We start from the raw sequence: 24,788 nt of genomic DNA on the forward strand, positions 1-24,788 counted from the left end.
GAAATCATTGAGGCTCGGCATCAGAATGCCTCAACGATTTTCATCTCTCAATTTGCTCCCGAAGGATGGCACGATAAAATTGGAGAACACACCATGGCGGACGCCATCTTAGACCGTATCGTTCATAATTCCTATCACATGCTCATCGACGGCGAAGATTCGATGAGAAAGCGAAAAGCACAGTTGATTTAAGTCCAGCATTGCTAACGAGAGCCATCTATTCGCGGTGGCTCTCACCTCTGAGAGGGCGGCTCTATTTCATTAACAACGTGGCTCTCACTCATTAACCCAGCGGCTCTGCCGCACCGAAATATTCACAATAAAAGTGAAGATTCATTTATTCTCGAGCAGGGACTTTTATAATGTGCTGAAAAGGCTGCCGATAACATTGGCAGCCTATTCAGCTAATGGCCAGTTATGCGTGGTGGCATTTCAAAAAGACAAGCGCTTCTGGAAGGAAAATCCAGAATAATGTCGAAGTAGTTTCCTTAAATTTAGTGGTTTTTAGGGGGAGTATTTATTCATCCTGATTTAGATTTTATCATATCAGAAATGAAGAATTTCCAGATGCCTTGGTTTATATCAGGGGGTTGGGTAATCGACATCGCTTTAGGTAAAGTGACGAGGGAGCATGACGATCTTGATATTTGTATTTACCGTGAGGATGCTAATGAAGCACTACGATATTTTGAGGACTGGGAAATTAAAGTAGCGGTTCCAGGTGAAAACCGTCTTGTTGGCTATGAACAAATTGGCGACTTATCACTACCTAGGTATTGTTTACATCTCTTCAGGGATAAAGATTTTGTAGAAATTCTGCTTACTGAACGTGTGGAGGATAAAGTTCTCTTTCGAAAAAATAAAAATATTACCATGCCCATAAATGAATTTGCTCTAAAAGATTGTGAGGGGAGACCCTTTGTAAATCCGGTTTGGCAGTTGTTGTTTAAAAGTTTGAACCCAAGAGAAAAAGATATTGAAGATTTCAATAATTATGTCATCAACATGAATGATCAGCAGAAGCTTTGGCTAGCAGATGGATTACGTATAATGAAACCTGATTCAGTATGGTTAGAGAAGCTCGTGGATTAACTAGCACTTTAGCCTGAGTGGCGACTAAACCGAGGAACGGAGAACGATAGACTTTACCGGTACTTGCTCGAACGCGGGTGTAAAAAATTCGTGACGGCCAGCTCGATTGCAGCAGTAGGCGGCTTGGACGATGATTTTATTCCGCTTAGCCTACCGATCCAAGCTGATCATCCTTGTCTGGCAGCAGATGCATATGGGTTAAGCAAAGCTTTGGTGGAGGAATTGACCCGTTATTTTCATCGCGTACATCCTGACACGGATTTTATCAATTTACGCTTTGGCGCGGTAGCGAATGAAGATTGGGTACCGCCATTGGTTGAGAAGGATAAAAGGATGTCTGTTCCGTTTATCGTCTTAGGGCATGTGTATGAAAGCGATGTCGTTGAGGGAATAATCAGGGTCGTGGATGCGCCAATCAAATCAGGCGTAAGAAACTTTAACCTAGTAGGACCGGATATCAGCAGTACGATACCCGCGCTGGAAATTCTCTCTTCTATATTGGGAGACCATTATAGTCTGGATTATTACAAACTTTCAGGCAATGAATATAAACCCCTGTATGCCATGGATGATTTCATCGCGGAATTCGGCTACGAACCCCGCAGATCAACGCGCAGTCCCACAGAGTAAACTAACCACTAGTTAACGGTCTGTTAAAGCATTTTTTTTGTTACTGACGATCTCAAAACGTTTGCTCGAATAAAAAAACCTTCCGAAAGGAAGGTTTAATTTAGTTTACGACTGCTTGTCCGATTTATTTTATCCTAAACTTCTTTAGTAATTTCACTATATTTTTTAAAATTGTCTAGAAACGACTGCCAGCCTGCTTTTTGCATCTCAATGGGATTGGCGGTTTCCGCGTCAAAAGTTTCAATTACCTTAGTATCGTTTTCTTGACTAATAAAAGTGATCGCAACTTTTCTTCCATCTCCAAGAGTGTAAGAAATAAATTCGTTCATTCTAATTTCATCATAAACTCCACCAAAATCAAATCCAAAGCTTCCATCCTTTGCTTCCATTCTGGTAAGAAATTTGCCGCCAACACTTAAATCATTTTCAGCAATTGGTGCATGCCAGTCATCTGAAGCAAAAGACCATTTCGTGATATGCTGTGGTTCTGTCCAATATTTCCAAACTTTTTCAACTGGTGCATTAACTGTGGTTTCTACCGTTATTTGATTAGCTGTTTCCATAATAATTACCGCCTCACTATATTAGATTTGGATTTATGGTAATTTATACCATTGAACTAGCGGGAAACGATAGTTCCGACTGATTGGCGCGTATCGGATCTAGAAACTTAGTTCATTGGGCTTCCTCGTCGGCCGAGGGACCGTAGATGCCCGGCACCGGAATATCGAGAAGCCGCAAGTATACCCCGAGCTGCGCCCGGTGGTGGACCATGTGGCTTAATCCAAAGGTGCGGAGCGCGATCGCCCGCGGCTTGCGGAGGATGATATGGTCGCCGTGGCGCAGCGTCCATTCCTCGCCGAGCGTTTTCTCGTCGCATTCGGCGAGCAGCTTTTCAAACTTGCAGACGTTCGCGTCGAATTCCTCCAGAATGTCAGCGCGTTTTTCCAAAGGCTCCCGCCGCAGCGGCACGGTCGAAAGATCGAACTCCGGGTACTGAAAAATCGCGATTTGCCAGTTCAGCAGGTTGATCAGGTGCGTGGCCAGCCCGCCGAGCGTCATCGATTTCTCATGCGGCTTCCACGACATATGCTCCTCGGGCAAGCGTTCTAGAATGCGGCGCGTAGTGGCCAGTTCATGCGTTGCGTCGCCGACGATCAGTTGTTTGATCATAAATTCATCTCCTCCTTTATGGATTATCATACTATAAATTCCAGTCGAGTGGATAAGGGCTATTTGGCGTCATATGCTTTAAAAGACGATGGTACAGTTTATCAATGGGGTGTGACGAATCTTCAGACTAATACGTCGTCTTCCGTGGCAACTGCTGTCAGTGGCATTTCTGGAGCAACAGCAATCGTATCTAACCCGAAGGCCGGATTCGCGTATGCCGTAACAAGCAGCGGTATCTTTGCATGGGGGCAAAATATCCGTGGACAACTGGGTACAGGAGACACCAAAGATTCCTATACCCCCGTACAAGTGACATCTTTAAAAGACAAAAGTTTGAAATCGTTAAGTGTCGGTATGATCCATGTGCTCGCGTTAATGAACGATGGCTCTGTTTGGGGAATAGGCGCTAACTTTAGTGGTCAACTAGGCGATCCTCAAATATATGGGCAAGCAACCCAGTTCACGAAAATCACAACCGTATCCAACGTAAAAGCTGTTTTTGCAGGTTATGACAATTCCTTTTTCATCAATGAGGATGGTACTGTCGTTGCAAGTGGATCAAACTATGACTATAGCACGCACATGTATGGACTGTTGGATGTCGGTTACAATTTCTCTTCCACAAATAGACCAATGCGCATGATTCCTTTTGCGTCATCGTACGATATAGCGCCAAGATCATTGAAAAATGTTTCGATTCAAGTGGTTAATAATGATCAATTAAAGTTTACGTATGATATTCCGGCTTTATCGAATTTGGACAAGATCTATTTTGATGTATTTCCTTTGGGTGGAAGCACTGCAAGCCTAAGCGGTTCAACCCGTAGATACGACTCGCCGTTTGGTGGTGTTACTAGAGTAACTCATACACTGGATGGTCACTTGCCGCCAGGAACGTACATTGTAAAAATCCATACCGAATTTACGGGGAATCGTTCCGTATCGGAAACCGTAACCTACGATAATAATGGCAGAGGGTATACGGTAAACCCGGGTTCCGTGACGTTAAGAGTACCAGTCAAAGAATGGAATGTGTCAACAGCGGCAAATCAATCAGTGTCGAACTCCGTCTACGGTTCTGTTTACAGTGCTCCTGTTTCCGGGGTTACAGTTACGATTGTAGATGACAATGATTTTCGTCATACAATGACAGCAAATACCTCAACAGATGGGGTTGCCGTATTCAATCATCTGTATCCCGGTCTTTATCGTGTAGGCATTACAAATAGCATGAACGGTGAGATAGATGAAACTATCGTTCAGGATCCGGTTTTTGTATTCGGCAGCCAAGTTTCACATACGCTTCAGACTATTTCAAATATGCAACCGACTAGATTTAATTACCGGCAAGGTCCTAATACGCCGACAGGGAAGATTTCCGGTTATGTGTCCTGGTATCCCTCATCTGGACCATTACAGCCAAAGGATTATCGCTTTTATTTCGAAGATGGAAAAGGGAATAGGCTGGGCGACATGATTCTCGATACACCATTTGATCCTAGCAATACGAATTATTCTCCTGTTGTACCAGAAACCAATATCCCAACCGGTGCAATAGGAATTCGTTTATACACCTTTGATGGAACATCCGAGCATATCACCCCAGATTTTGCTAGTCTGTGGAATGATTCTATGCTGCCGCTGCATGCATCTATGCAAAGCACAGATCCAACCAAAAATAATTTGAGCGGGACTATCAAGTGGGATGCAGCATCAAATGAGACAGGCATATCAAGCTATGTTATCATGCCTGACTTTCAGACGATTGACGGCAATAATGAACGTAATGAAATTAGAATTGCGGAGATACCGGCAACTGGAGCTTCTGCATACTCATATAACTTGTCTGATTTCCCTCTCCTGGATAACTATAACTCCCCGTCAAAAGCCAACCAATACATGATTGGTGTACAAAATGTGATGGGGGAATTGCTAGGATATTTGAATTCCGGTTCCCAATTTGTTCCTTATACTTCAGATGTTACGATTACTCCTTATTCGCCCGATCCAGGAGGCAACCCGGGAGGTAACCCAGGAGGCAACCCAGGAGGCAACCCGGGAGGTAACCCAGGAGGCAACCCGGGAGGTGACCCAGGAAGCAACACACAATTACCATCGGTGCAACAGAATAGTGACGGCAGCCTTTCCGTAAACCCGACAACGGTTACCGATTCCAATGGGCACAAGGTTTCGCAAGTTAGCGTGGATACGAAAACGATTCTGGATGCGTTGGATCATTTGCCGTCATCTAGTGATAAAGATCAGGTGGTCTTGCAAATACCATCGGACGGATGGGATGATTTCGAGCTCGATTTTGACGCGGAACTATTTCAAAAATTACTGTATAAAAACTCGAAAATAGTACTGACCATCCAGTCAATGTTTGCAGCTTTTCATTTCCCAGCCAGCACAGTTCAAAAATCTCTTGAACAATTCGGGGTGCCTTTGAATGGTGCACATGTAAAGTTGCGGATGTCGAAGAAGAGCCTGGTAAACGATGAACTCTTGCATCAATTAGGGGTATCGTCTGTTACGACACCAATCGATTATAAGATGAACTTAATCGAAAAAAGTGGATCGGATCATGCCATGAATCAATTTGATTCTTATACGAAACACTTGTTAAATGTGCCAAGTTCATTTAGCGAAACAACGTTTAGTCATCTCGTTGGCGTGATGATTGATCCGGCAACCGGAAAATATTATCCTGTGCCAGCCATCTTTACGAAAGATTCGAAAGGAATTCTACAGGCGCAGATCTATGGGAGAAATAATGCCGTATATGCTGTTGTTCAAAATAGTAAAACATTCCGCGACGTTGAGAACAGTTATGCGAAAGATGCGATTGATACACTGGCTTCCAAATTTGTGCTAAACGGATATGAAGATGGCAGTTTTAAGCCAACTAAAACGGTGACTCGTGCCGAGTTTATCACGATGCTTACGAGAGCGCTTGGCGTCACCCCTGATACAAGTGATAGTCAACCCATTTTTAAAGACGTGAAATCCGGCGATTGGTTCGCGCAATCCGTTGGGTCTGCGGTGAAAGCACATTTGATCGATGGTTATTCAGATGGAACCTTTAAACCGAATGTAGAGATAAGTAGAATGGAAATGCTTCAAATGATCTACAATGCCATGCATGCGAGTGGAATGTGGAAGGAGACTGTATCCCCGGCGGATATCGACAAAATTCTCTCTCGGTATGCTGATCATGACAGCATTCAAGGCTGGGCGAAAGAAGCGATGGCTGTAGCGATAAAAACAAGTATTACAAGCGGTGTGACGGATGACAAGCTGGCTCCTGCCATGAATGCAGACCGCGCTCAAAGTGCATCATTTTTGTATCGCATGTTAAAGAATTTAAACCTAATTAACTAGGACGGACTCTAACTCTATACAAACGATGAAGGAGCTGCAATGGCAGCTCCTTTTACTTCTTCAGGAAATAGGAGTTTTTATCAAAAATATCGGAGGAAATATTCTTTTGTTTATTCCATTAGGCTTTTTTATACCCTTGATATGGAGGAAAGTTAATTGGAAGAGGGCTTTCTATTTTAGTGTCCTTAATAAATAGTATCAACAAAAGTGAAAATATAAGCGACAAATATAATAAGATTGTTACAAATAAAGGAAAATATTTAGGCATACCGAATTATATTAGCAAAGCAAGTACGATTTTGAAGGAGGGGCTTTGGCATGGCTGAGATGCGGCATCAGGCTTCTGAACGGGGCGCGGGAAATAAGGAAACCGCGAGCAGCGAACGAAAGGCCGGCGGGGCGGCGCAGCGGGAAACAACCTATGGCGATTGGCTGCAGCTGCAGCGGACAGTGGGTAATCGGATGGTGGGGGAGCTGTTGAAGAGTGGCGTGGGGCTTTCCGCTGTTCCGCCGTCAACAGTTGTACAAAGAGCGCCAGGGCTCCCAACGAGGCAGCAGCTAAAAGATGAAGGCCTGAAGGCCGGGACAAAGCTGATTGGCAAGACATCGTGGGCCAATCTGGATGACGCGCTATACGCTTACGAGAAGCTAGGCGACACGGATTATAGAGCTCAGGAAGAGCAGATGCAAAAGATTGAAGTTATTATTGGAAAATGGCGGGCTAGCTACAACCAGCGGGCAAATAAGGAGAAGCTGAAGGCGAAAGACCCGGCTAAGCTGGCCAAGGTGGAGCAAATTCTGGCTGACATTCGGAATCGGCGTGTAGCCATTCAAACGGCGAACGCACCTACTACCGTTGGGCAAGAGGGACTCCGAGGGGCAGAGGCATCCCATGTCGGAGTGGGACATGCTTCTGTACATAACAACGAGGAGAAGAAGGAAGTGAAAGCAGCCGTCAGCTGAACACTTATTTGCGAGGGCAGGGTTACAAGCTCGACCGCAATTATTTGTCATGGGCCATGGGAGAAATGGCACACGTGAGTTGGAAGGCACATGTCGGCTCAAGCGATGCTACCCAGCGATTGGCGATTGCGCAGGCGGTCAGTCCAATGCTGAGGAGTTGGAACATTTCACATAAGTTTGACTCCTCCAACACACAGGATCCCATCGACAAATTCCTTACCGTCTATCCTCCGGAGGATGAAGAGGACTGGGAGCTGATTGTTAAGATGCTGGAGGGGGCGGTAGGCAGCTTCGCCACGGTCGACGTAGCCGGCGATATGCCAGTTGGCGAAACGGGCAAGGTGAATATGCGTCACGGTCAGAACACGACGCTTACGCTGGACATGCTTAAAGGGCTTGATGTGAAAGAAGGAGGCAGCCTCGGCTCGTACAAGCAATACGTTGGCAGTGCTGTGCATGGGGGGAGCCTTCCGCTGTTGATAAACGGCCAAACGATGTTTTTCAGCAAGACCATGGATGCTCCCGCTCTGCTCAACCCACAATACATTTATATGGCGATTCTAGTGGGTGACCGTATTGTTCCGGACAAGCGAGAGGAGCCGAATCCGGCGAAAGTGCCGCTGCCGCCTGGGATCAAAGCATTCGAGCGGCAATAAGCGGCTACCGGATAGTTTAATTAAAATCGAATGTTCTCCTTTCAAAAATGGTAAATTGGTAATAAATATATGAAGGGGAATAGAGAGATGCACAGTAATATTTGGTCTGGTTCAAAAGTCAGATTACGTCCTGTACTATCATCAGATTGGAAAGAATTTCATGAGAATGACCACGATTCCGAAGGTGCAAGATTGTGTGATTTCATACATTTTCCTCGATCTGAAGAGGGAACAAAGTCGTGGGCGGAATACACTTCATCTAAGACCTTCGATGGCGATAATGTATTCCTTGCAGTTGAAGCTCTCGATGGAACTCTTGTTGGCAGTATAACTGCAAACAGCTGTGATACACGTAACGGTACCTTTAAATATGGTGTAGCTATCTTCCGTAAACATTGGCGAAAAGGATATGCCTCTGAGGCAACAAGGATATTGCTCCGTTATTACTTTGAGGAATTACGCTACCGTAAGGTGAACGCTTATGTGTATGCCTTCAATGTGGGGTCACGTGCTTTGCAGGAGCATCTTGGATTTGTCCAAGAGGGGATCCTCAGAGAAATGATTTTTACAAAGGGTAAGCATTATGACGAATACGTTTATGGACAAACAAAGGATGAGTTCCAAAATCTAAGCAAATAAACAACACTCGGTAACAACTTAATTCCGTTTCAGCACGTTATAACTTTGGAGGTGGAAATACTGATTATTGTCAAGGAAGTATTACTCGATCAATTAGCCGCTTGTCATGATGATGAAAGTTGGATTAAACCATCTATAACGATTTTAAATGATGTACCTGTAAAGAGGCAGTCTGGAAAGCAGAAGGCAAGTTGGAATGAGACTATTCGGAGATTAAGCAATGGGTTTGTACGCTGGCAAGAAGTTATTATGAACTGTGACGATTCTAAACTGGAAAAAAGAATACCGTCTTACTTCAATGCGCAGTGGTGGGGTGTGATTTCGAATTTGTGTATCCATAACGCCTACCATATTGGGCAGATGATGCTATTGAAAAAGCAAGTACAGAAATATCGAGCGTAACGAGAAGCAGTCTCTGTAAAGAAACTGCTTTTTTTTTATTTCATTAGTCCGTACTCTTTCACCCTATACAATAATGTTTATTTATTCGGCCGTTTCATCAAGGTCCTCATTATAAGCTAATATTCCGCGTTTAAAATAATGAAGTTTTTCGTCTGAGGTAGTTTCCATTAAATTGGTGATCAGCAGTTCAACACTTTCCTTGTAGTTTTGGCTATTGTACAGAGCCATGGCGAGGAACACTTGAATTGCCCGGTTCTCTGGAAAGTCCCTCACGCCTCTGCGTAACGTCTCAACGGCTCTTTCGTAATGCCCCCAGTAGCGATATGTACTCCCTAAACCCATTAAGCATCTTTCTAGATCAGGACCAGATAAGCCTAACTTAAGAGCTCGCTCATAATAGGGAATAGCCTCACGTCCAAGGCCGGAATTGTCATGCGCTATTCCAGTTTGATAATTGATCTCCGCATCATTCGGATAATCGGAAAGCAAATCTAATAAGTTCTCGCGAACCTCACTTAAGATCGCTTGATCCTGCTTGGCTCGTCCTTCTTCTCGCCGTTCAATTAATTTGCTCAATTCGTCTCTTGTCATATTTTCACCATCCCAAGTTTGACAGTCTTTTTTTAGCTGAGATTATATTAACATGGCGACTACACACGAACAAAATATTTACGGGTGCGCCCAAAAATAATCCATTCATCCTGCATCCTCCGTCGGGCTATAATCAACAATGTAAACGGATTCAAATAAGGAGGAGCGACATGTCCAAACTAAAAAAAGCGATATCAGTGCCGGTTGTTTTCTCACTCGTATTTGCAGCTGCGGGCTGCAGCAGTCCAAGTAACAATGCCAGTTCGAATGCAACTCCAGCGAGCGGCAGCACGACGGCTCCAACCACACAAAGCGCAGATGCATCCAAATCAGGGGAGCAAAGCAATGCCAAAAAGACGAAATTGATCTTTTGGGACAAGTCGGAATACGTGAAGGAATACAATGATTCGCAAAAAGAAAGAGTGGCCCAATTCTCCAAGGAGTTCAATGTCGATGTAGAGTATGTCGCAATCCCGCCGGCAGATTTAAAAACAAAGCTGCTTGCGGCTGTGGAAGCGGGGAACCCGCCTGATTTGCTGCTAGCTGACGATTTTGTCGCGAAACAATTCGTAGGCAACAATCAATTGGTGGAGATTTCGGATATCTTAAAGAAATATGATTTCCGGGAAGACTCCAAGAAATATGCCTATGCGTTAGAAGGTTGGTATGAGGTTCCGGTTTATCATAATCCTAACGTTATGTATGTGCGAAAAGATAAGGTAGCAGAAAAGAATCTGGAGCTTCCGAAAACGTGGGACGATGTAAAGAAAGTGGCAAAAGCAATCAACGATCCGAAAAATAATTTTTATGGACTTGGCTTTCAGCTTGGAGGCGGCGGAGACTCGAATGGCCGTATCGAAAACTTAATTCGAACGTTCGGAACGGACTTGGTCGACAAGGACGGTAAAGTTACGGTCAATACGCCGGAAGCTTTGGAAGCCATCAAATATGACACCAGCTTTTTCACGGAAAAGTTGACACCTCCTGGAGCCGTAACAGGCGATGACTCATGGAACAATACAGCTTATTTGAATGGTCAAGTTGGGATCATTTTTAACTCCAGCAGCGTATATGCGGCTATGAGAAAAGAGAAACCGGAATTGCTGAACAACACGCAGATCATGCCTTGGCCAGCTGGTCCCAAAAGACAATTTGGTTCAGGCGGCGGTACCGTGTTCGTCATGTTCAACAAAGGCAAAAATATTGAAAACGCCAAAAAATACATCGACTACTTCTTCAACAAAGATTTTTATGGAAAGCTGATCGAGAAGTTAAATGGATTGGCTGTGCCGGTGTTGAACGGATTTGAGAATACGGAGTTTTGGCAAAAGCCGGAAAATAAAGGCTGGTTCGACGCTTCGAAAAATATTGTTCCGCTGGGTGATCCAGGACCTCCAGACGCACGCGCTTCTCAAGTCATCAGCGAATATATCCTACCCAAAGCAGTTCAAAGCATTGTCGTTAATAATGTAGATCCGAAAAAAGCACTGGATGAGATTGAAAAGAACTACAAGAGAGTTTACGAGAAAAAATAAGATACAAACACAAAACATCTAACTGACGTACTTTCCCATAGGCAGGTGAAACCATGCTGCAATCATCTAATCGAAGAAGTGAAATGGTTTTGGGGTATACGTCGGTCATGCCGGTTATCATCGTTATTTTCGTGGTGATCGGCATTCCTTTTATCAATGCGCTATACCTCAGCTTAACCGATAAAACCGTAGGAGCCGAAGCACATTTTATCGGCTTTGGCAACTATCGCGAAATTTTTACAGACCCGGTGTACTGGAAGGTTCTCAAAAATACATTCATTTATTTTATGACGGATGTGTTCTTCAAATTGGTGATCGGGATGATTTTTGCCTTGACGCTTAATCAGGCATTTTTCGGAAGATCCATTGTACGGGTGTTGTTCCTTGTACCATGGGCGATTTCCGGTCTGGTGTCGGCGCTTACGTGGAAGTGGATGTATAACGATTCTTACGGCATCATCAACCAATTGCTGCTTGACTCAGGTTTGATTGATATTCCGGTCGCTTGGTTAAGCGGGCCTAAGATCGCATTAGTCTCTGTTATCATCGTCAATATTTGGCGGGGGATCCCCTTCTTTTTGTTCAGCATCCTTGGAGGTTTACAGACGATTGACAGGCAGATGTATGAGGCTGCAAAAATTGACGGGGCAGGTCCTATCCGACAATTTTTTTCGGTCACGATTCCTTCCATCAGTTCGGTTCTTGTCATTACGACCATGCTATCCTCGATCTGGACATTTAATGATTTTGAAAATATTTTCTTAATTACCGGAGGAGGACCTCTGTATAATTCGGCGGTAATTTCCGTTTATACGTACGAAACTGCGTTTCTCCAAAATAATATGGGCAAATCGCTCAGTGTGGCCGGATCCATCATTCCGATCTTGCTGGTGCTGATGTTTTTTATGACCCGCAAGCTGGCCAAGGAAGATTGAGAGGAGGTGGCAGCTAGGATGAGAGCATCCACCGTACGTGCTGTTCGCAAAAAAGTGTTGATTTATGCAATCGTCGTTGTCGGCTTAATCTGGACATTATTTCCGGTCTATTGGATGGTCAAAACATCGTTTACGCCCGACGCACTGATGTACGATGCCAAACCTTCCTTGATCCCGACCGAGGTAACCACAAAGCATTATAAAGACTTGTTTAGCCAAACGGAGTTTATGACCAACCTGAAAAACAGTTTAATCGTTTCCCTGCTTGCCACTCTGATCTCCTTATTCATAAGTATTTTCGCTTCCTACAGCCTGACCCGGCTAAAGTTTCGTGGCAGAAAATTCATTACGAAAAGCATCATCATCTGCTATCTGATGCCGGCAGCGGTGCTGTTTATCCCGATGTATGTGCTTGTCAGCAAGCTTGGTTTTGCCGATAACAAGTATGGATTACTGATTATATATCCGACGTTTATTGTGCCTTATTGCTGCTACATGCTGCTTAGCTACTTCAAGGCGATCCCGGGTTCTTTGGAAGAAGCTGCGCTGATTGACGGATGCACGCGACTGCAAACACTGTGGAAAATTATTTTCCCCATTGCTGCTCCGGGTATTGCCGTGGTGGCAACCTTCGCCTTCACCATGTCATGGAACGAGTTTCTGTATGCACTTGTTGTCACGACGAGTCCAAGCCAACTAACCGCAATGGTTGGTATTGCAGGCTTTAAATTCTCTGATTCCTTCATTTGGGGGCTACTGATGAGCTCTTCGGTTATCGCTTCGATTCCTGCTTTAATTTTGTATCTCGGCGCCCAGACTTTTGTGATCGGCGGACTTGCCGATGGCGGCGCGAAATATTAAGCCAAATGGTTCATACGCAATAGGTCATCCGGAGCATTCTGGCTGACCTTTTTAACTATGATTCTATTGGATTTAAGCTATAATAGAGCTAAAACGATCCAGTACCACAAAACAGCATCTCTGGGGGAAGTTTACATGAATCATAAGAAGCAAAGTGTATTACCTTTGTTGACGATTGGTCTTGTACTTATATCTGGTTGTGGTAACGGCGCTTCCTATAAACAGGCCCAAGCAGCTGCAAACGAAGCGGGGAATGGCGGGGCATTGACCCTATGGATGTTTAATACGGATATCTATTTGAAGCCGGCTGCCGAAGAGGTCGCCAAAGAGATGAATATCAAGCTGAATTATGAATTTATTAATCCGGAACGATATAAAACCAAAATCAAAGTGGCCGTTTCTGCAAATGAGCTGCCGGACATATTCGCGCAATACTTAGGCAAATCCGAGCGGGACTTCATATTGAATGCTAACGTGTCAGCACCGTTAAATGATGTGTTGACCTCAACTGGACTTGAATCCAAATTTGACAAAGGAAGTTTGATTCAAGAAGCGGATGGGAGCATTTACTCCGTTCCTTACCGTCCCGAGCAATCGCAAGTCATGGTCTATAATAAGAAGCTAATGGCCAATTTGGGCATTCAGCCACCCAAAACATGGGATGAACTTCTTGTTGTGATCCAGACGGCCAATCGAAAAGGTGTTATTCCTATTGCCTTAGGCGGCAAAGACCGCTGGCCGGGAGATATCATCTATAACACGCTGGTGCTGCGCGAGGATCCAAATGCTTTTAATCGAGCGCTTAACAATGAAATCAAATTCACCGATAAGCCATTTGTGGATGCTGCCGACAAAGTCATTAAGTTGGTACAGGCCAATGCGTTTCAACAAGGTTTTTTAAATCATAGCGATCTCGAAGCTCGTGAACTGTTTTACACGGGTAAGGCGCTCATGCTCATCAACGGCTCTTGGATTTTCACGAAAGCCATTTCAAGCTTAGGCGACGATTTGGGCTATATCAAGTTTCCCCAGACGGGAGCGGCAGCGGATCCCTTCTCTACGAACACCGGGGAGCGAAGCAGCACGCCTTACGGGCTGTTCGTCAACGTGCAATCCCAGCAGCTGCAGAAGGCTAAGGAGTTCGCAATCCGATATTCGCTAAAAATCAATAATGAACTCGTCAAGCTTGGTCAAGCTTCCTATGCAGCCTCGGATATGAAAACAGAAGGAAAAATAAACGATGCTTATGCGGAGTATGTTAAGGATTTCAAAAGCTTCAAGTTCATCCAAACGTATTGGTATAGTGCAATCACAACTTCTAAGGGAGAAGAGTATCGGGATTTGAACCAGAAATTGTATACGGGAACACTGTCTTCCTCACAGTATACGGAAAGTATGGAGCAAATTATGAGGAAGCCGTAAACGGCTGGTTCACGGCATTGCTTGCTGGAGGGGATAGGTATTAAGGTGTTCCAAGTGTTTCAAGACATGCCGATTCGCAAAAAAATTCAGATCATCAATGTGATCATTATTTTGCCCAGTATCGTATTTTTGACTATAACACTGTATCAAATGACTCTGCATCAAGCAGAAGAACGGGCTCTTCGCAGCTCTGAACAAAAGATTGGACACATTACCAATACCATCAACACCTTGTTTAATGATATTGAAAATTTCTCGAAGCTCTCGATAATCAATAAAACGTACCAGTACGTATTGATGGATACGATTGAGGAGAACAGCGAGCTGCAGAAGTTGGATGACATCCAATCGATGTATGCCAGTTTGAATGCGCTGGTCGAATCCAACCCTTATATTGACTCGATTGTCATTCAATCGACGGATGGAAGCAAAATTTACTACTCGGACAATATGTCGAATGTAACCCACTCATCGGTAAATGTCTATCCAAAAGAACAACTGATAACTGCAAAAGGTACGGCCGTATGGATAGAAACATTTGAGAGCTCGTTTCTTGTCAACGATCAGCATAAGAATTTACTATCCATAGGAAGGCGAATTATTAATATCAACAATGGGCTGCTAATGGGTTACATCTATATCAATATTGATGAGAGAAAATTATCCAACCTTTATAGCAGCGACGACCTACGAAGCAATATCATGATCGTCAATGCCGAAGGTAGGATCCTTTCGGCTAATGATCCTGAAATCGTTTATCGATCGACTCAGGACTTGTTTGGCCGGATGATTGTTGATGGGAATGGATCTACAATTTTCAACAATGGAAAGATGAACATACTCGTTTCATCTAAAGTGATGGATAAGAACGGGTGGAGAGCCGTCTATGCGGTACCTACCAAGGAATTAATGAAAGACCAGTGGAAAATTACTTTATTTATTTTAGGCTTTGGTCTGACAGGGTTACTTTTGGCGCTCATTCTTTCCATTATTTTTTCCAAGTGGATTACCAATCCGATTATGCAGCTAAGCAGAGCTATGACGGCCGTTGGAGATGGTAAACTACATACGCGGACGATCGTCGCTTCTAACGATGAAGTCGGTCGTTTAGCTTATAAATTCAATGAAATGGTAAGCCGAATTCAAGACCTGATGCATACCATTAACTATGAGGAGAAGCAAAAGCGAAAGTTGGAGCTTCGACTTTCTTATTCGCAAATTAAACCCCATTTTCTATATAACACGTTAGAAATGATTCGTTCTATGGCTTTGATGAAACAAGCCCATGATATCGGCAAGGTCGTCAAATCGCTCGGTGATTTTTATCGGATGTCGCTGAATCGCGGTCAAGAGCTCATTCCGGTGTCTCAGGAGAGGAAGCATCTCGAAAGTTATCTCTATATCCAAACCATCCGGTATCACCGTATGCAATATCGGATTGAATTCGATAGCCGGATCGAGGGATGTTGGATCCCGAATATGCTGCTGCAGCCGCTTGTAGAGAATGCGGTCTACCACGGACTTAGAGACAAGCAGGAAGGTGCACTCTGTGAGATCACTGGTGGGGTTGAAGAGACGAATGGCGTGGAGGTCCTCTGTTTCACGGTGAAGGATAACGGTAACGGAATGAGCAAAGAGAAGCTCGAACGAATTTGGCAGCATGAACCGGATCATCATGATTTATCCAGCTTTGGCATCAGCAACATACAGGAACGCATTAGACTTCGCTACGGAGAGCCATTCGGTATCACGATTTTCTCGAAACCTGGAGAAGGCGTAGAAGTGCAGCTGCGGATCCCTCTTGTCTTCGAAAAAACTGAGCTTGAGGAGAGGATGTAGCTGTCTATGAACCGTAAATTACGTGTACTACTCGTTGATGATGAATATTATTTCCGTAAACTTCTGATCAATTTGATTGACTGGGAAGCTCTTGGCTACACCATCGAGCAAGAAGCAGAGAATGGCTCTCAAGCCTTAGAACTTGCGCGACAAGAGCAGTATGATTTGATCGTCGCGGATATTAATATGCCGGGAATGACGGGATTAGATTTTGTAGAAGCATTAAGATCTTCATATATGGATACGAAAGTTATATTTATAACAAGCTACGATATATTTGAATTTGCTCAGGCTGCCATAACGTTGGGGGCGTCTTACTATCTGCTAAAGCCCGTCGATGAAGATGAGCTTAGCCAGGCTTTAACGGAAATTCGTGAAGAGCTATTACAAGAAATGCAATCTTCTCTTGATGTTAAGGATCTAAAGGAACAAGTAGAACGAACGAAACCTTTGTTAAGAGACCGTTTTGTGCGTCAGCTTCTCCTTTATGAGCCATCAGACAGTCCGGAAACACTGTATCGGCAAGCCGAGTATTATGACATTCCGCTGAACGCGCACGGTTATGTCGCCTCTGTTGTCGAAATCGACGAACTAGGCGTCCGTTATAGTAAAGAACAAGAGCGACAGCTTTGGCGGTTTGCGGTCAAAAACATTTTACAGGATACATTCGAATCTTCGGGGGCTTATTGTGCGGTGATCGATGGCGAGGACAATAAGATTACAATGCTAGTTGGGCATAACGATGATCAAGACAATACGCTAATTGAACTTTGCGAGCAAGCCCGCAGCTTTTTCGACCAAAGAATGCATCTTGGCGTTACGATCGCTTTAGGGCAAACGTATGAAAGTTTAAGCCAAGTACACCTCTCGTATTCGGAAGCGGAGTATGTTTTAAAGGTTAAATTTGCAAAAGGCGGTAACCGGGTTATCTCTTACACACATGATCAAGAAGGTCCGCAAGATGCTGTCTTTTCACTGCCTATAGATCGAACGGAATGGATAACGGCAATTCGCAGTAAGAATCGGGAAGCGCTTGCCGCGAAAATCAACGAGCTCTGTTCGAGACTCGCCAGCATTCAGGCGAGCAAAGAAATTGCATTATTCGTAATGATGGAGTGTGTCTCACTCGGCAGCGCTGTCATTCTGGAACGTGGGGGGACGCTGCCGAATGGATGGATGACGGACCGTCATCCGTTGTTTAGGCAAATGCATAGCCTTGAAACCATTTCGGGGTTGCAGATGTGGCTTCAGCTCTTTTTTAATCAAATTGTCTTTCCAGAACTGGATAACTATTCGGCACGGTTCAGAGGTTCCGAAATCGTTAGTAAAGCAATTGAATATATTGAAAAGCACTTTGCCGAGGAGTCCCTGACCTTACAGGAAACAGCTCGCAATATCTGTGCCAATCCAAGCTATCTAAGCCATATATTCAAGAAAGAAACGGGAAAATCGTTTACGGAATATTTATCCGATTTGAGGCTGGACCGAGCGATGGAGATGCTGAGAGAAGTGCCGCCTGAAGGGTTAGTTTCTCTTAAAATTGTTGACGTCTCGCAAAGTGTCGGCTATTCGGATCCGTACTATTTTAGCAAGTGCTTCAAAAAGAAATTCCATATCGTTCCAAGCAAAGTGATCCAGACATAACTGAAGAGGCCCTTAAACTTCCAGAAGAGAACTGTGACCCGAAAGATGGACACTTTGAAAAAAGTGACCTCTCTCGGGTCCTTTTACTTTAATTGAATCCACACTCTCTATCGAATGATGTTGTACACGAGGATAGATGGGCTATAGTGCTTACCAATGTTGTATTTTCTGCAACATCATTCTACCGCAAATAGGGATTCACAAAATATTTACGGATGTGCCCAAAAATATTCCATTCAGTCTCCTTCAACACGTGAATATAATTAAAACGATAAGAAATACGTGTGTGAGGGGATGTACATACCTATGAGTGATTTCAAGCTGGATGGGAAGGTTGCACTCATTACTGGCGGTTGCCAGGGACTTGGGCTGGAGTTTTCACGTGCGTTAGCGAATGCGGGAGCAAGTGTAGTGGTAACAAGCCGGGAGGAGCGCAAAGCGCACGCGGCAGCGGAGGAAATCCGCAGAGAAACAGGCAAAGATACATTAGGGCTCACTGCCGATGTGACGGATTTTAGTCAGATTCAGGCTGTGGTTGAAAAAGTTGTGGATACATATGGGCGCTTGGATATCTTGATTAATAATGCCGGAGTCAATGTGCGCAAACCGATTCTTGACTATGACGAACAAAGCTGGGATCTTGTTCAGACGACGAATTTGAAAGCGCCTTTTTTGTGCGCCAAAGCGGTCGTTCCGCAAATGATCAAACAAAAATTCGGGAGAATTATTAATATCGCCTCCATGCTAGGTACGGTGGCACTTCCTGAGCGGTCCGCTTATTGCTCAAGTAAAGGCGGATTGATCCAACTGACGAAGGTCATGGCGCTGGAGTGGGCTGAGCATAACATCACCGCTAACGCCGTTTGCCCAGGGCCTTTCGCTACTGACATTAACCAAGCTGTCATCAACAATCCGGTAGCGAATCAATTTTTCCTGGATCATCTGCCGATCAAGCGTTGGGGGAAGCCTGAGGAGCTTACAGGGCTTATGGTGTATCTCGCCTCCGATCTGTCCAGCTTCATGACGGGGTCGGCGATCGTGATTGATGGCGGTTGGACATCTGAATAAGGGATATATAGGAGGCATATGCATATGAGATTCGGACTTACGGCTTACGGAACTGTCTATGCGATGGGTATTCACCCAGCAGCTAACCGGAAACGGATTACGGCGAAGGAACTTCTGCAGATGGCCGAGTCTTATGGACTCGAAGGCAGTGAAATCCCGTTCGATATTCTAAAAAGCAGCGATGCCGACGAAGCGGCTGACTATGCGCGAGACAAGGGGCTGTTCATTAACGTTGCCGCCGGAGGGTTTGATCCTGTTCAACTAAAAGAAGCGCTGCAGTTGGCGGACCGGGTAGGCGCCCTCACCGTGAGGACGGTTGTAGGCGGGGCGAAGTTCGGCGGGGACCGCAGGCATATGGCTGGCTCATGGCAGCCTTTCTTGCAATCTATCCTTCGTTCCTGCCAAGAAGTGATGGAATCCGCTAACCCTGATGGCGCTAATTTAGCAGTAGAGAACCACCAGGACTTGGCATCTGAAGAATTGCTCTGGTTATGCGAAAGCATCGGCTCTGAGAAATTTGGAATCACGCTCGATACCGGAAATCCGCTGGCCACGGCCGAAGTGCCTGTCGAATTCTTTCAGCGGGTAGCCCCTTATGTGAAAAATGTCCATCTCAAAGAATACGCCATTTATTCGTCCGAAGAAGGCTACCGGTTAGTACGGAAGCCGCTTGGACAAGGTGTGATTAACTTTCCCGAATTGCTGCGAATCTTTAACGAAGTCAATCCGCAGATTACGATGTCGGTCGAACACGGTGCGTTGGAAGCGAGGCATGTCCGTGTGCTTCAGGAAGATTTTTGGACAGAATACCCGGAACGTTCGGCACGTCAGCTCACTCGTTTGCTGCGATTTGTCGAGGATCATGCGAGAAACAAAGGGGATTGGCAAACCCCATTCGAGAAAGGCGCGTCGGCTGATGTCATCGCAGCTTACGAGTTGGAAGAGTTGAATATCGGCATGGCTTACTTATCGAACCTAATCAAGCGATATGCTTAACTAATGAATCCCATGAGGTGATCAGGATGACGATGTTCGATCTGACAGGTAAAAATGCTCTTGTAACCGGTTCCAGCAGAGGTCTTGGGAAGCAGTATGCCGTTGATTTGGCACGTGCGGGCGCTAATCTCATTATTCATGATGTGAATGAAGAAGCGGCGGCCCGCTTTAATGAAGCCCCATCCGGCAGTGCAGTAGCGCAAGAAATCGCTTCAAAGTATGGCGTTAAGGCATATTTCCTTGCAGCGGAGTTGTCCGATGCGGAGCAAGTCAAAGCGCTCATCGAGCAATCGATTGCAACGCTCGGTTCGATTGATATTTTGGTGAACAACGCCGGCGGGGACATCGGTTTACATACACCGCGTCCGGATCCAAACGATGCTTTGGATATTTCGGTGGAGGACATCCGTAGCGTCGTAGATCGCAATTTGCTATCCACGATGTACGCATGTAAATATGCCGGCCTCCATATGCGTGAGCGCCGTGCCGGTAAAATCGTGAACGTTGGCTCGATTGCCGGGCATCTTCCCGTTCGCGAGGGGATCATTTATGCCGCGGCCAAAATGGGCATCTCGCAATATACGCGTAGTTTAGCTGAGCAGTTGAGGCCTTTTGATGTGAACGTCAACTGTATTTCCCCTGCGCCGACCTACACGGCTCGTTTCCTGGCGACGCGTACAGTAACAGAGCAAGATGACCGTTCACGCTTGCAGAAAGTAGCGCAGCCTGAGGATATGTCGGGTATCGTCATGTTCTTGTGCGGACCGCAATCCGATGCGTTAACGGGCGAGACGATTGTTTGCTGGAAATAACAGGACGAGCGAGGGGAAGTAAGCGATGAGCGATGCTTTGACATATATTATGGGGCAGGAAGATCACGAAAGCTACCGATTGCAAACCCATGCGGCGGGTCCTCAGGGCTCGCTCCCTCTGACGAGCGATATGCTGCTTAACTGGCCGAGCGGCGATTTGTTCGGCTTGAGCCAGAACGTGGGCATGGGGTGGAAGCCGGATCGTTTAAACGGGAAACAAGTGCTCATTCTCAGCACACAAGGCGGTTTGCGTGCAGAGGACGGTACGCCAATTGCCCTCGGGTATCATACCGGCCACTGGGAAGTCGGTCTCCTCACGAAAGAGGCGGCGCTCGAGATCAGTGAGCTGGGCGGAGTTCCGTTCGCTGGCTATGTAAGCGATCCTTGTGACGGCCGTTCGCAAGGCACGACGGGGATGTTCGATTCGCTGCCGTATCGCAACGATGCGGCTATCGTGTATCGTAGGCTCGTGCGATCCTTGCCGACGCGCAGCGGCGTGATCGGCATCGCGACTTGCGACAAGGGACTTCCTGCAACGATGATCGCACTCGCCGGCATTCATGATTTACCGGGCATTATCGTCCCCGGCGGCGTGACATTGCCTCCGACGAACGGTGAAGATGCGGCTAAGATCCAAACGATTGGCGCCCGCTATTCGCAAGGGCAAATTTCGCTGCAGGAAGCGGCGGATATGGGCTGCCGCACTTGTGCAACCCCTGGCGGCGGCTGCCAGTTCCTTGGAACGGCGGCGACCGCGCAGGTCGTTGCGGAGGCGCTGGGCATGTCATTGCCGCATTCCGCGCTCGCTCCGTCCGGACAGGCGCTGTGGCGCAATATCGCCAGACAATCGGCGAGAGCCATCTATTGGATGCAAGCGAAAGGCATCCACATGAGCCATATTTTGACCGATGCCGCGATTCAAAATGCGATGGTCGTTCACGCTGCGTTCGGCGGCTCAACCAACTTGCTGCTTCACATCCCGGCCGTTGCGCATGCGGCGAAATGCCGCGTCCCGGACGTGGCCGACTGGAACCGGATTAACAAAAGCGTGCCTCGCCTCGTAAGCGTACTGCCGAACGGTCCGGAATATCATCCGACGGTTCGCGTATTTATGGCCGGGGGAGTGCCGGAGGTGATGCTCCATTTGCGGAAGCTGGGGCTGCTTGATGAATCCGTGAAAACGGTGGCAGGCGAAAACCTCGGTGTCCTCTTGGATTGGTGGGAATCTTCGGAGCGCCGTCACCAGATTCGCCAGCATTTGAAGGACACGGACGGCATAGATGCCGATGATATTATTATGAGTCCTGCCAAAGCCAAGAGCCGTGGACTCACGTCCACAGTGACATTTCCAATAGGAAATATTGCGCCAGAAGGCTCCGTCATTAAATCGACCGCTATTGACCCTGAAGTTGTTGGGGAAGACGGCGTTTACCGTCATACCGGACGTGCAAAAGTATTTACGACGGAGAAATCAGCCGTAAAAGCGATTAAAGACGGCCACATCGTTGAAGGCGACATTATGGTGCTAATGGGCAGAGGCCCATCCGGTACGGGTATGGAAGAGACGTACCAGCTTACCTCCGCATTAAAGCATCTTCCCTTCGGTAAATATGTGACTTTGCTCACGGATGCCCGTTTTTCCGGCGTATCGACGGGGGCGTGTATCGGCCATATTGGCCCTGAAGCACTCGCTGGCGGACCGTTCGGGAAGCTGCGCAACGGGGATTTGCTTGAAGTTACCATCGATCTTTCACGCTTGGAAGGAACCGTTAATTTTATCGGGCAAGGCGAAGATCAATTTAGTCCTGAAGAGGGAGCTGCTATACTCGGCTCGCGACCTTCCCATCCTGAGCTCATGCCGGATCCCAAGCTGCCGGATGATACTCGGCTGTGGGCGGCGCTGCAGGCTGCAAGCGGGGGGACATGGCGAGGAAGTGTCTATGATGTCGATCGCATTATTGAAGTGCTGAACGCTGGACATACGTATTTGGATATACTCAAGCGGGAACATCGGGACAGCTGATGCGTTTAGGATTTTCTCTTTAATAAAATAGGCCTCATGGCAAAAATATTTGCCATGGGGCCGAATCATTTTAAATCATTTGTTAAATAATTTCTGCAACTGCGCCAGTGCGACCTTTTCCACCACCGCAATGGAACCCAACCTTTTTACCGCCTCTATAAGCCTCTACAACGTGATTAATGGCTTGTTGGAATAGTTGGTCCTGTGGTCCCTCTGCATGATCTCCAACTCCTTATTTTTTCTTAAAAGAGGTGAATTCAATCGTTACAGGTGCGGATGGCACGGACGGTGGAGCACAACATAAAGACATATCCTGCAAATCTCCTGCAGATTCAAATTCCGAGTCTTCTTTTGTGTAGAATATTTCCCATGCGTTTCCATCGGGGTCATAAACCCATACTTTATCTTGAACCGCATAACAACAAGTCGTATTCATTTCATCGATGAGAAGAAGCCCACTTTGTCTTAAACGCTCACCCATAGCCAGAACCTCTTCGGTGTTATCAACTTGAAATCCCAAATGATTGAGGACGCCTTTTTTCTCAAAAGGGCGTACATTTAAAGAGAAGTGAAGGGATGGATCGTCTAACTCGAATTTAGCGTAGTTGTCTTTTACTTTAGAAGGTTCCGCACCAAAGAAAGCACAGTAAAAATCGAGCGACTTTTGAAGGTCTGTACAGTTAACCGCAACGTGCATTCTTTTGATCATATTACTTGCCTTCCTTCAAGAATTGTTCAATTCGGCTCTTAATGGAATCACGAACTTCACGGAATTTAGCTGTAATTTCTTCTTCTGTTCCAGTTGCTTTTGCAGGGTCATCAAAGCCCCAATGCCATCTTTCAGCCTTATCGTTACGTACAACTGGGCAGTGTTCGTCAGCATGACCGCACAACGTAATAATGTAATCAGCGCGGCCTAAAATCTCAGAGTCAATCACGTCAGATGTATGGTTCGAGATATCAATTCCTGCTTCTTTCATTGTTGTAACAGCACGTGGATTCAAACCGTGTGCTTCTAGTCCTGCACTTTTAACTTCATATTTGTCATTACCTAGTGCCTTTAAAAATCCGTCTGCGATTTGGCTTCGGCAAGAGTTACCTGTGCATAGAAAATATACTATTTTTTTGTCCATATTCGAACATCTCCTTATTCCTGAATTGTTTTATAAACTAGTGAAGCAAAGACAGCTCCAAGAACTGTTGCAACTAGGTATAACCATAAATGTTGTGTTGCGCCTGATACGATAGCGGGTCCTAGGGAACGTGCTGGGTTCATGGAAGCTCCGCAAATCGGACCAGCAAACATAGCCATTAGACCAACGGTACCTCCGATAGCAACACCAGCAAACTCTTTAACCGCTTTGCCATGTACAGCAGAACCCAAAATAACCATCATCAAAACAAAGGTTAAAATGAATTCCAAAGTGAAGGATTGCCCTTCTGAAAAGCTGGGAAGAGTTGCCCCCAAATTGGCGACATTGCCAAAAAGAAGCAACGTAGTAAAACTCGCAAAAAGTGCCCCTGCAAATTGTGTGACAATATAATAGATACTGTCTCGCAAAGAGATATCTCCTCTAACCAAAAAGCCAATCGTGACAGCAGGATTAAAATGGGCGCCTGAAATATGTCCAAACGTATAAATCAGAGCCATAACAACAAGCCCAAAGGTAATTGCGACACCAACTTGGGAGATGCTTTTGGTGATATCGTCAATAACCATCGCTCCTGGACCTGCAAAAACTAAAAAATAAGTACCGATAAATTCAGCAATAAGTTTCTTCTTTAACATGAAAAAATGGCTCCTAATCGCAACAATCTAATTGTTCACACGAAATTGCGTCTACATGTTCTTTTTGGGAAGGCAAGTGTTGAAATAACTCAAGTAGATATGGCTTGTCATCAATACTCAAGGAATAAAACACCCATTGACCTTTTTTAGCTTCTTTGACCAAGCCACCGTCTTTAAGTTTTCGCATATGCTGGCTCACATTAGGTTGGCTGGTTTGCAGGATCTCTACGATCTCATTAACGCAAAGATCACGTTCCTTAAGAAGAGATAGAATCGTAAGCCTCATTTTATCACCCAGCAGCTTACACACATCTGATAGCCTATCAATTTCAACCAA

At 45.7% G+C, this 24,788-nt stretch carries 25 protein-coding genes and 1 pseudogene; 19 read left to right on the forward strand and 7 right to left on the reverse strand.

Annotated features, from left to right (window positions below; translation table 11 throughout):
* The 3 genes and pseudogenes from G519_RS41690 to G519_RS0104520 all read left to right on the forward strand — a co-directional run.
* Positions 1–192: ATP-binding protein (locus G519_RS41690; protein WP_036632043.1), on the forward strand; the 192-nt coding region annotated here is incomplete at its 5' end.
* Positions 193–552: 360 nt separating this feature from the next.
* The gene (locus G519_RS0104515) at positions 553–1,092 is read left to right on the forward strand and encodes a nucleotidyltransferase domain-containing protein (RefSeq protein ID WP_084160019.1); all 540 of its coding nucleotides are present in this window, start codon (positions 553–555) and stop codon (positions 1,090–1,092) included.
* 57 nt (positions 1,093–1,149) lie between these two features.
* Positions 1,150–1,722 (forward strand): annotated as a pseudogene (locus G519_RS0104520) (NAD-dependent epimerase/dehydratase family protein); the annotation flags it as partial.
* 134 nt (positions 1,723–1,856) lie between these two features.
* On the opposite strand, the gene G519_RS0104525 reads toward G519_RS0104520, so the two are convergent.
* Positions 1,857–2,285, reverse strand: a complete 429-nt coding sequence (locus G519_RS0104525) for an SRPBCC family protein (RefSeq protein WP_029193673.1) — start codon at positions 2,283–2,285, stop codon at positions 1,857–1,859.
* A gap of 112 nt (positions 2,286–2,397) precedes the next feature.
* A complete protein-coding gene (locus G519_RS0104530) occupies positions 2,398–2,895 on the reverse strand; it encodes a DinB family protein (protein ID WP_029193674.1) in 498 nt (165 codons plus the stop codon).
* A 63-nt stretch (positions 2,896–2,958) separates the two neighbouring features.
* Between G519_RS0104530 and G519_RS0104535 the strand changes: the two genes are divergently transcribed.
* The 6 genes from G519_RS0104535 (at position 2,959) to G519_RS47225 (ending at position 8,936) form a co-directional block, all read left to right on the forward strand.
* Positions 2,959–6,276: an S-layer homology domain-containing protein gene (locus G519_RS0104535; protein WP_029193675.1), complete on the forward strand. Its 3,318-nt coding sequence runs from the start codon at positions 2,959–2,961 to the stop codon at positions 6,274–6,276.
* A 25-nt stretch (positions 6,277–6,301) separates the two neighbouring features.
* Complete coding sequence (locus tag G519_RS53455) at positions 6,302–6,472, forward strand: VanZ family protein (protein ID WP_409371986.1); 171 nt, start codon at positions 6,302–6,304, stop codon at positions 6,470–6,472.
* A 122-nt stretch (positions 6,473–6,594) separates the two neighbouring features.
* A complete protein-coding gene (locus G519_RS0104545; protein ID WP_029193676.1) occupies positions 6,595–7,239 on the forward strand; it encodes a hypothetical protein in 645 nt (214 codons plus the stop codon).
* A gap of 74 nt (positions 7,240–7,313) precedes the next feature.
* A complete protein-coding gene (locus G519_RS0104550) occupies positions 7,314–7,895 on the forward strand; it encodes a hypothetical protein (protein ID WP_029193677.1) in 582 nt (193 codons plus the stop codon).
* Between the two features lie 87 nt (positions 7,896–7,982).
* Positions 7,983–8,534, forward strand: coding sequence for a GNAT family N-acetyltransferase (locus G519_RS0104555; protein WP_029193678.1), 552 nt, complete (start codon positions 7,983–7,985; stop codon positions 8,532–8,534).
* A gap of 51 nt (positions 8,535–8,585) precedes the next feature.
* Positions 8,586–8,936, forward strand: a complete 351-nt coding sequence (locus tag G519_RS47225; RefSeq protein ID WP_244280018.1) for a hypothetical protein — start codon at positions 8,586–8,588, stop codon at positions 8,934–8,936.
* An 81-nt stretch (positions 8,937–9,017) separates the two neighbouring features.
* On the opposite strand, the gene G519_RS0104565 is transcribed toward G519_RS47225, so the two are convergent.
* On the reverse strand, positions 9,018–9,527 hold the full coding sequence (locus G519_RS0104565; protein WP_029193679.1) for a tetratricopeptide repeat protein: 510 nt from the start codon (positions 9,525–9,527) through the stop codon (positions 9,018–9,020).
* A 170-nt stretch (positions 9,528–9,697) separates the two neighbouring features.
* On the opposite strand from G519_RS0104565, the gene G519_RS0104570 reads away from it, so the two are divergent.
* From G519_RS0104570 to G519_RS41705, 10 genes are all read left to right on the forward strand, one after another.
* The gene (locus tag G519_RS0104570) at positions 9,698–11,062 is read left to right on the forward strand and encodes an ABC transporter substrate-binding protein (RefSeq protein ID WP_029193680.1); all 1,365 of its coding nucleotides are present in this window, start codon (positions 9,698–9,700) and stop codon (positions 11,060–11,062) included.
* A gap of 53 nt (positions 11,063–11,115) precedes the next feature.
* Positions 11,116–11,997, forward strand: coding sequence for a carbohydrate ABC transporter permease (locus G519_RS0104575; RefSeq protein ID WP_051253062.1), 882 nt, complete (start codon positions 11,116–11,118; stop codon positions 11,995–11,997).
* Positions 11,998–12,015: 18 nt separating this feature from the next.
* Positions 12,016–12,858 (forward strand): carbohydrate ABC transporter permease, encoded by an 843-nt coding sequence (locus G519_RS0104580; RefSeq protein WP_029193682.1) that lies wholly within the window; start codon positions 12,016–12,018, stop codon positions 12,856–12,858.
* Between the two features lie 135 nt (positions 12,859–12,993).
* Positions 12,994–14,280, forward strand: coding sequence for an ABC transporter substrate-binding protein (locus tag G519_RS0104585; RefSeq protein ID WP_029193683.1), 1,287 nt, complete (start codon positions 12,994–12,996; stop codon positions 14,278–14,280).
* 45 nt (positions 14,281–14,325) lie between these two features.
* Positions 14,326–16,119: a sensor histidine kinase gene (locus tag G519_RS47230; RefSeq protein ID WP_051253063.1), complete on the forward strand. Its 1,794-nt coding sequence runs from the start codon at positions 14,326–14,328 to the stop codon at positions 16,117–16,119.
* Positions 16,120–16,125: 6 nt separating this feature from the next.
* Positions 16,126–17,763: a response regulator gene (locus tag G519_RS0104595; protein WP_029193684.1), complete on the forward strand. Its 1,638-nt coding sequence runs from the start codon at positions 16,126–16,128 to the stop codon at positions 17,761–17,763.
* 306 nt (positions 17,764–18,069) lie between these two features.
* Positions 18,070–18,831 (forward strand): SDR family NAD(P)-dependent oxidoreductase, encoded by a 762-nt coding sequence (locus G519_RS0104600; RefSeq protein ID WP_036632045.1) that lies wholly within the window; start codon positions 18,070–18,072, stop codon positions 18,829–18,831.
* Positions 18,832–18,855: 24 nt separating this feature from the next.
* A complete protein-coding gene (locus tag G519_RS0104605; protein ID WP_029193686.1) occupies positions 18,856–19,827 on the forward strand; it encodes a sugar phosphate isomerase/epimerase family protein in 972 nt (323 codons plus the stop codon).
* Between the two features lie 26 nt (positions 19,828–19,853).
* Positions 19,854–20,639 (forward strand): SDR family NAD(P)-dependent oxidoreductase, encoded by a 786-nt coding sequence (locus G519_RS0104610; RefSeq protein WP_029193687.1) that lies wholly within the window; start codon positions 19,854–19,856, stop codon positions 20,637–20,639.
* A gap of 25 nt (positions 20,640–20,664) precedes the next feature.
* On the forward strand, positions 20,665–22,662 hold the full coding sequence (locus G519_RS41705; RefSeq protein ID WP_036632047.1) for a YjhG/YagF family D-xylonate dehydratase: 1,998 nt from the start codon (positions 20,665–20,667) through the stop codon (positions 22,660–22,662).
* Positions 22,663–22,894: 232 nt separating this feature from the next.
* On the opposite strand, the gene G519_RS0104620 is transcribed toward G519_RS41705, so the two are convergent.
* From G519_RS0104620 to G519_RS0104635, 4 genes are read right to left on the reverse strand one after another with little or no spacing between them, the layout of a single operon-like run.
* Entirely contained in the window at positions 22,895–23,371 is a 477-nt protein-coding gene (locus G519_RS0104620; RefSeq protein WP_029193688.1) for an ArsI/CadI family heavy metal resistance metalloenzyme, read from the reverse strand.
* Position 23,372: 1 nt separating this feature from the next.
* Complete coding sequence (arsC, locus tag G519_RS0104625) at positions 23,373–23,795, reverse strand: arsenate reductase (thioredoxin) (RefSeq protein ID WP_029193689.1); 423 nt, start codon at positions 23,793–23,795, stop codon at positions 23,373–23,375.
* A gap of 14 nt (positions 23,796–23,809) precedes the next feature.
* Positions 23,810–24,451 carry an aquaporin gene (locus G519_RS0104630; RefSeq protein WP_036632049.1) on the reverse strand — a complete coding sequence of 214 codons (642 nt, stop codon included), beginning with the start codon at positions 24,449–24,451 and terminating at the stop codon, positions 23,810–23,812.
* 13 nt (positions 24,452–24,464) lie between these two features.
* Positions 24,465–24,737 (reverse strand): ArsR/SmtB family transcription factor, encoded by a 273-nt coding sequence (locus G519_RS0104635; protein WP_051253081.1) that lies wholly within the window; start codon positions 24,735–24,737, stop codon positions 24,465–24,467.
* Positions 24,738–24,788: the final 51 nt, after the last annotated feature.

The organism is Paenibacillus alginolyticus DSM 5050 = NBRC 15375 (assembly GCF_000422905.1).
GTDB lineage: Bacteria > Bacillota > Bacilli > Paenibacillales > NBRC-103111 > Paenibacillus_E > Paenibacillus_E alginolyticus.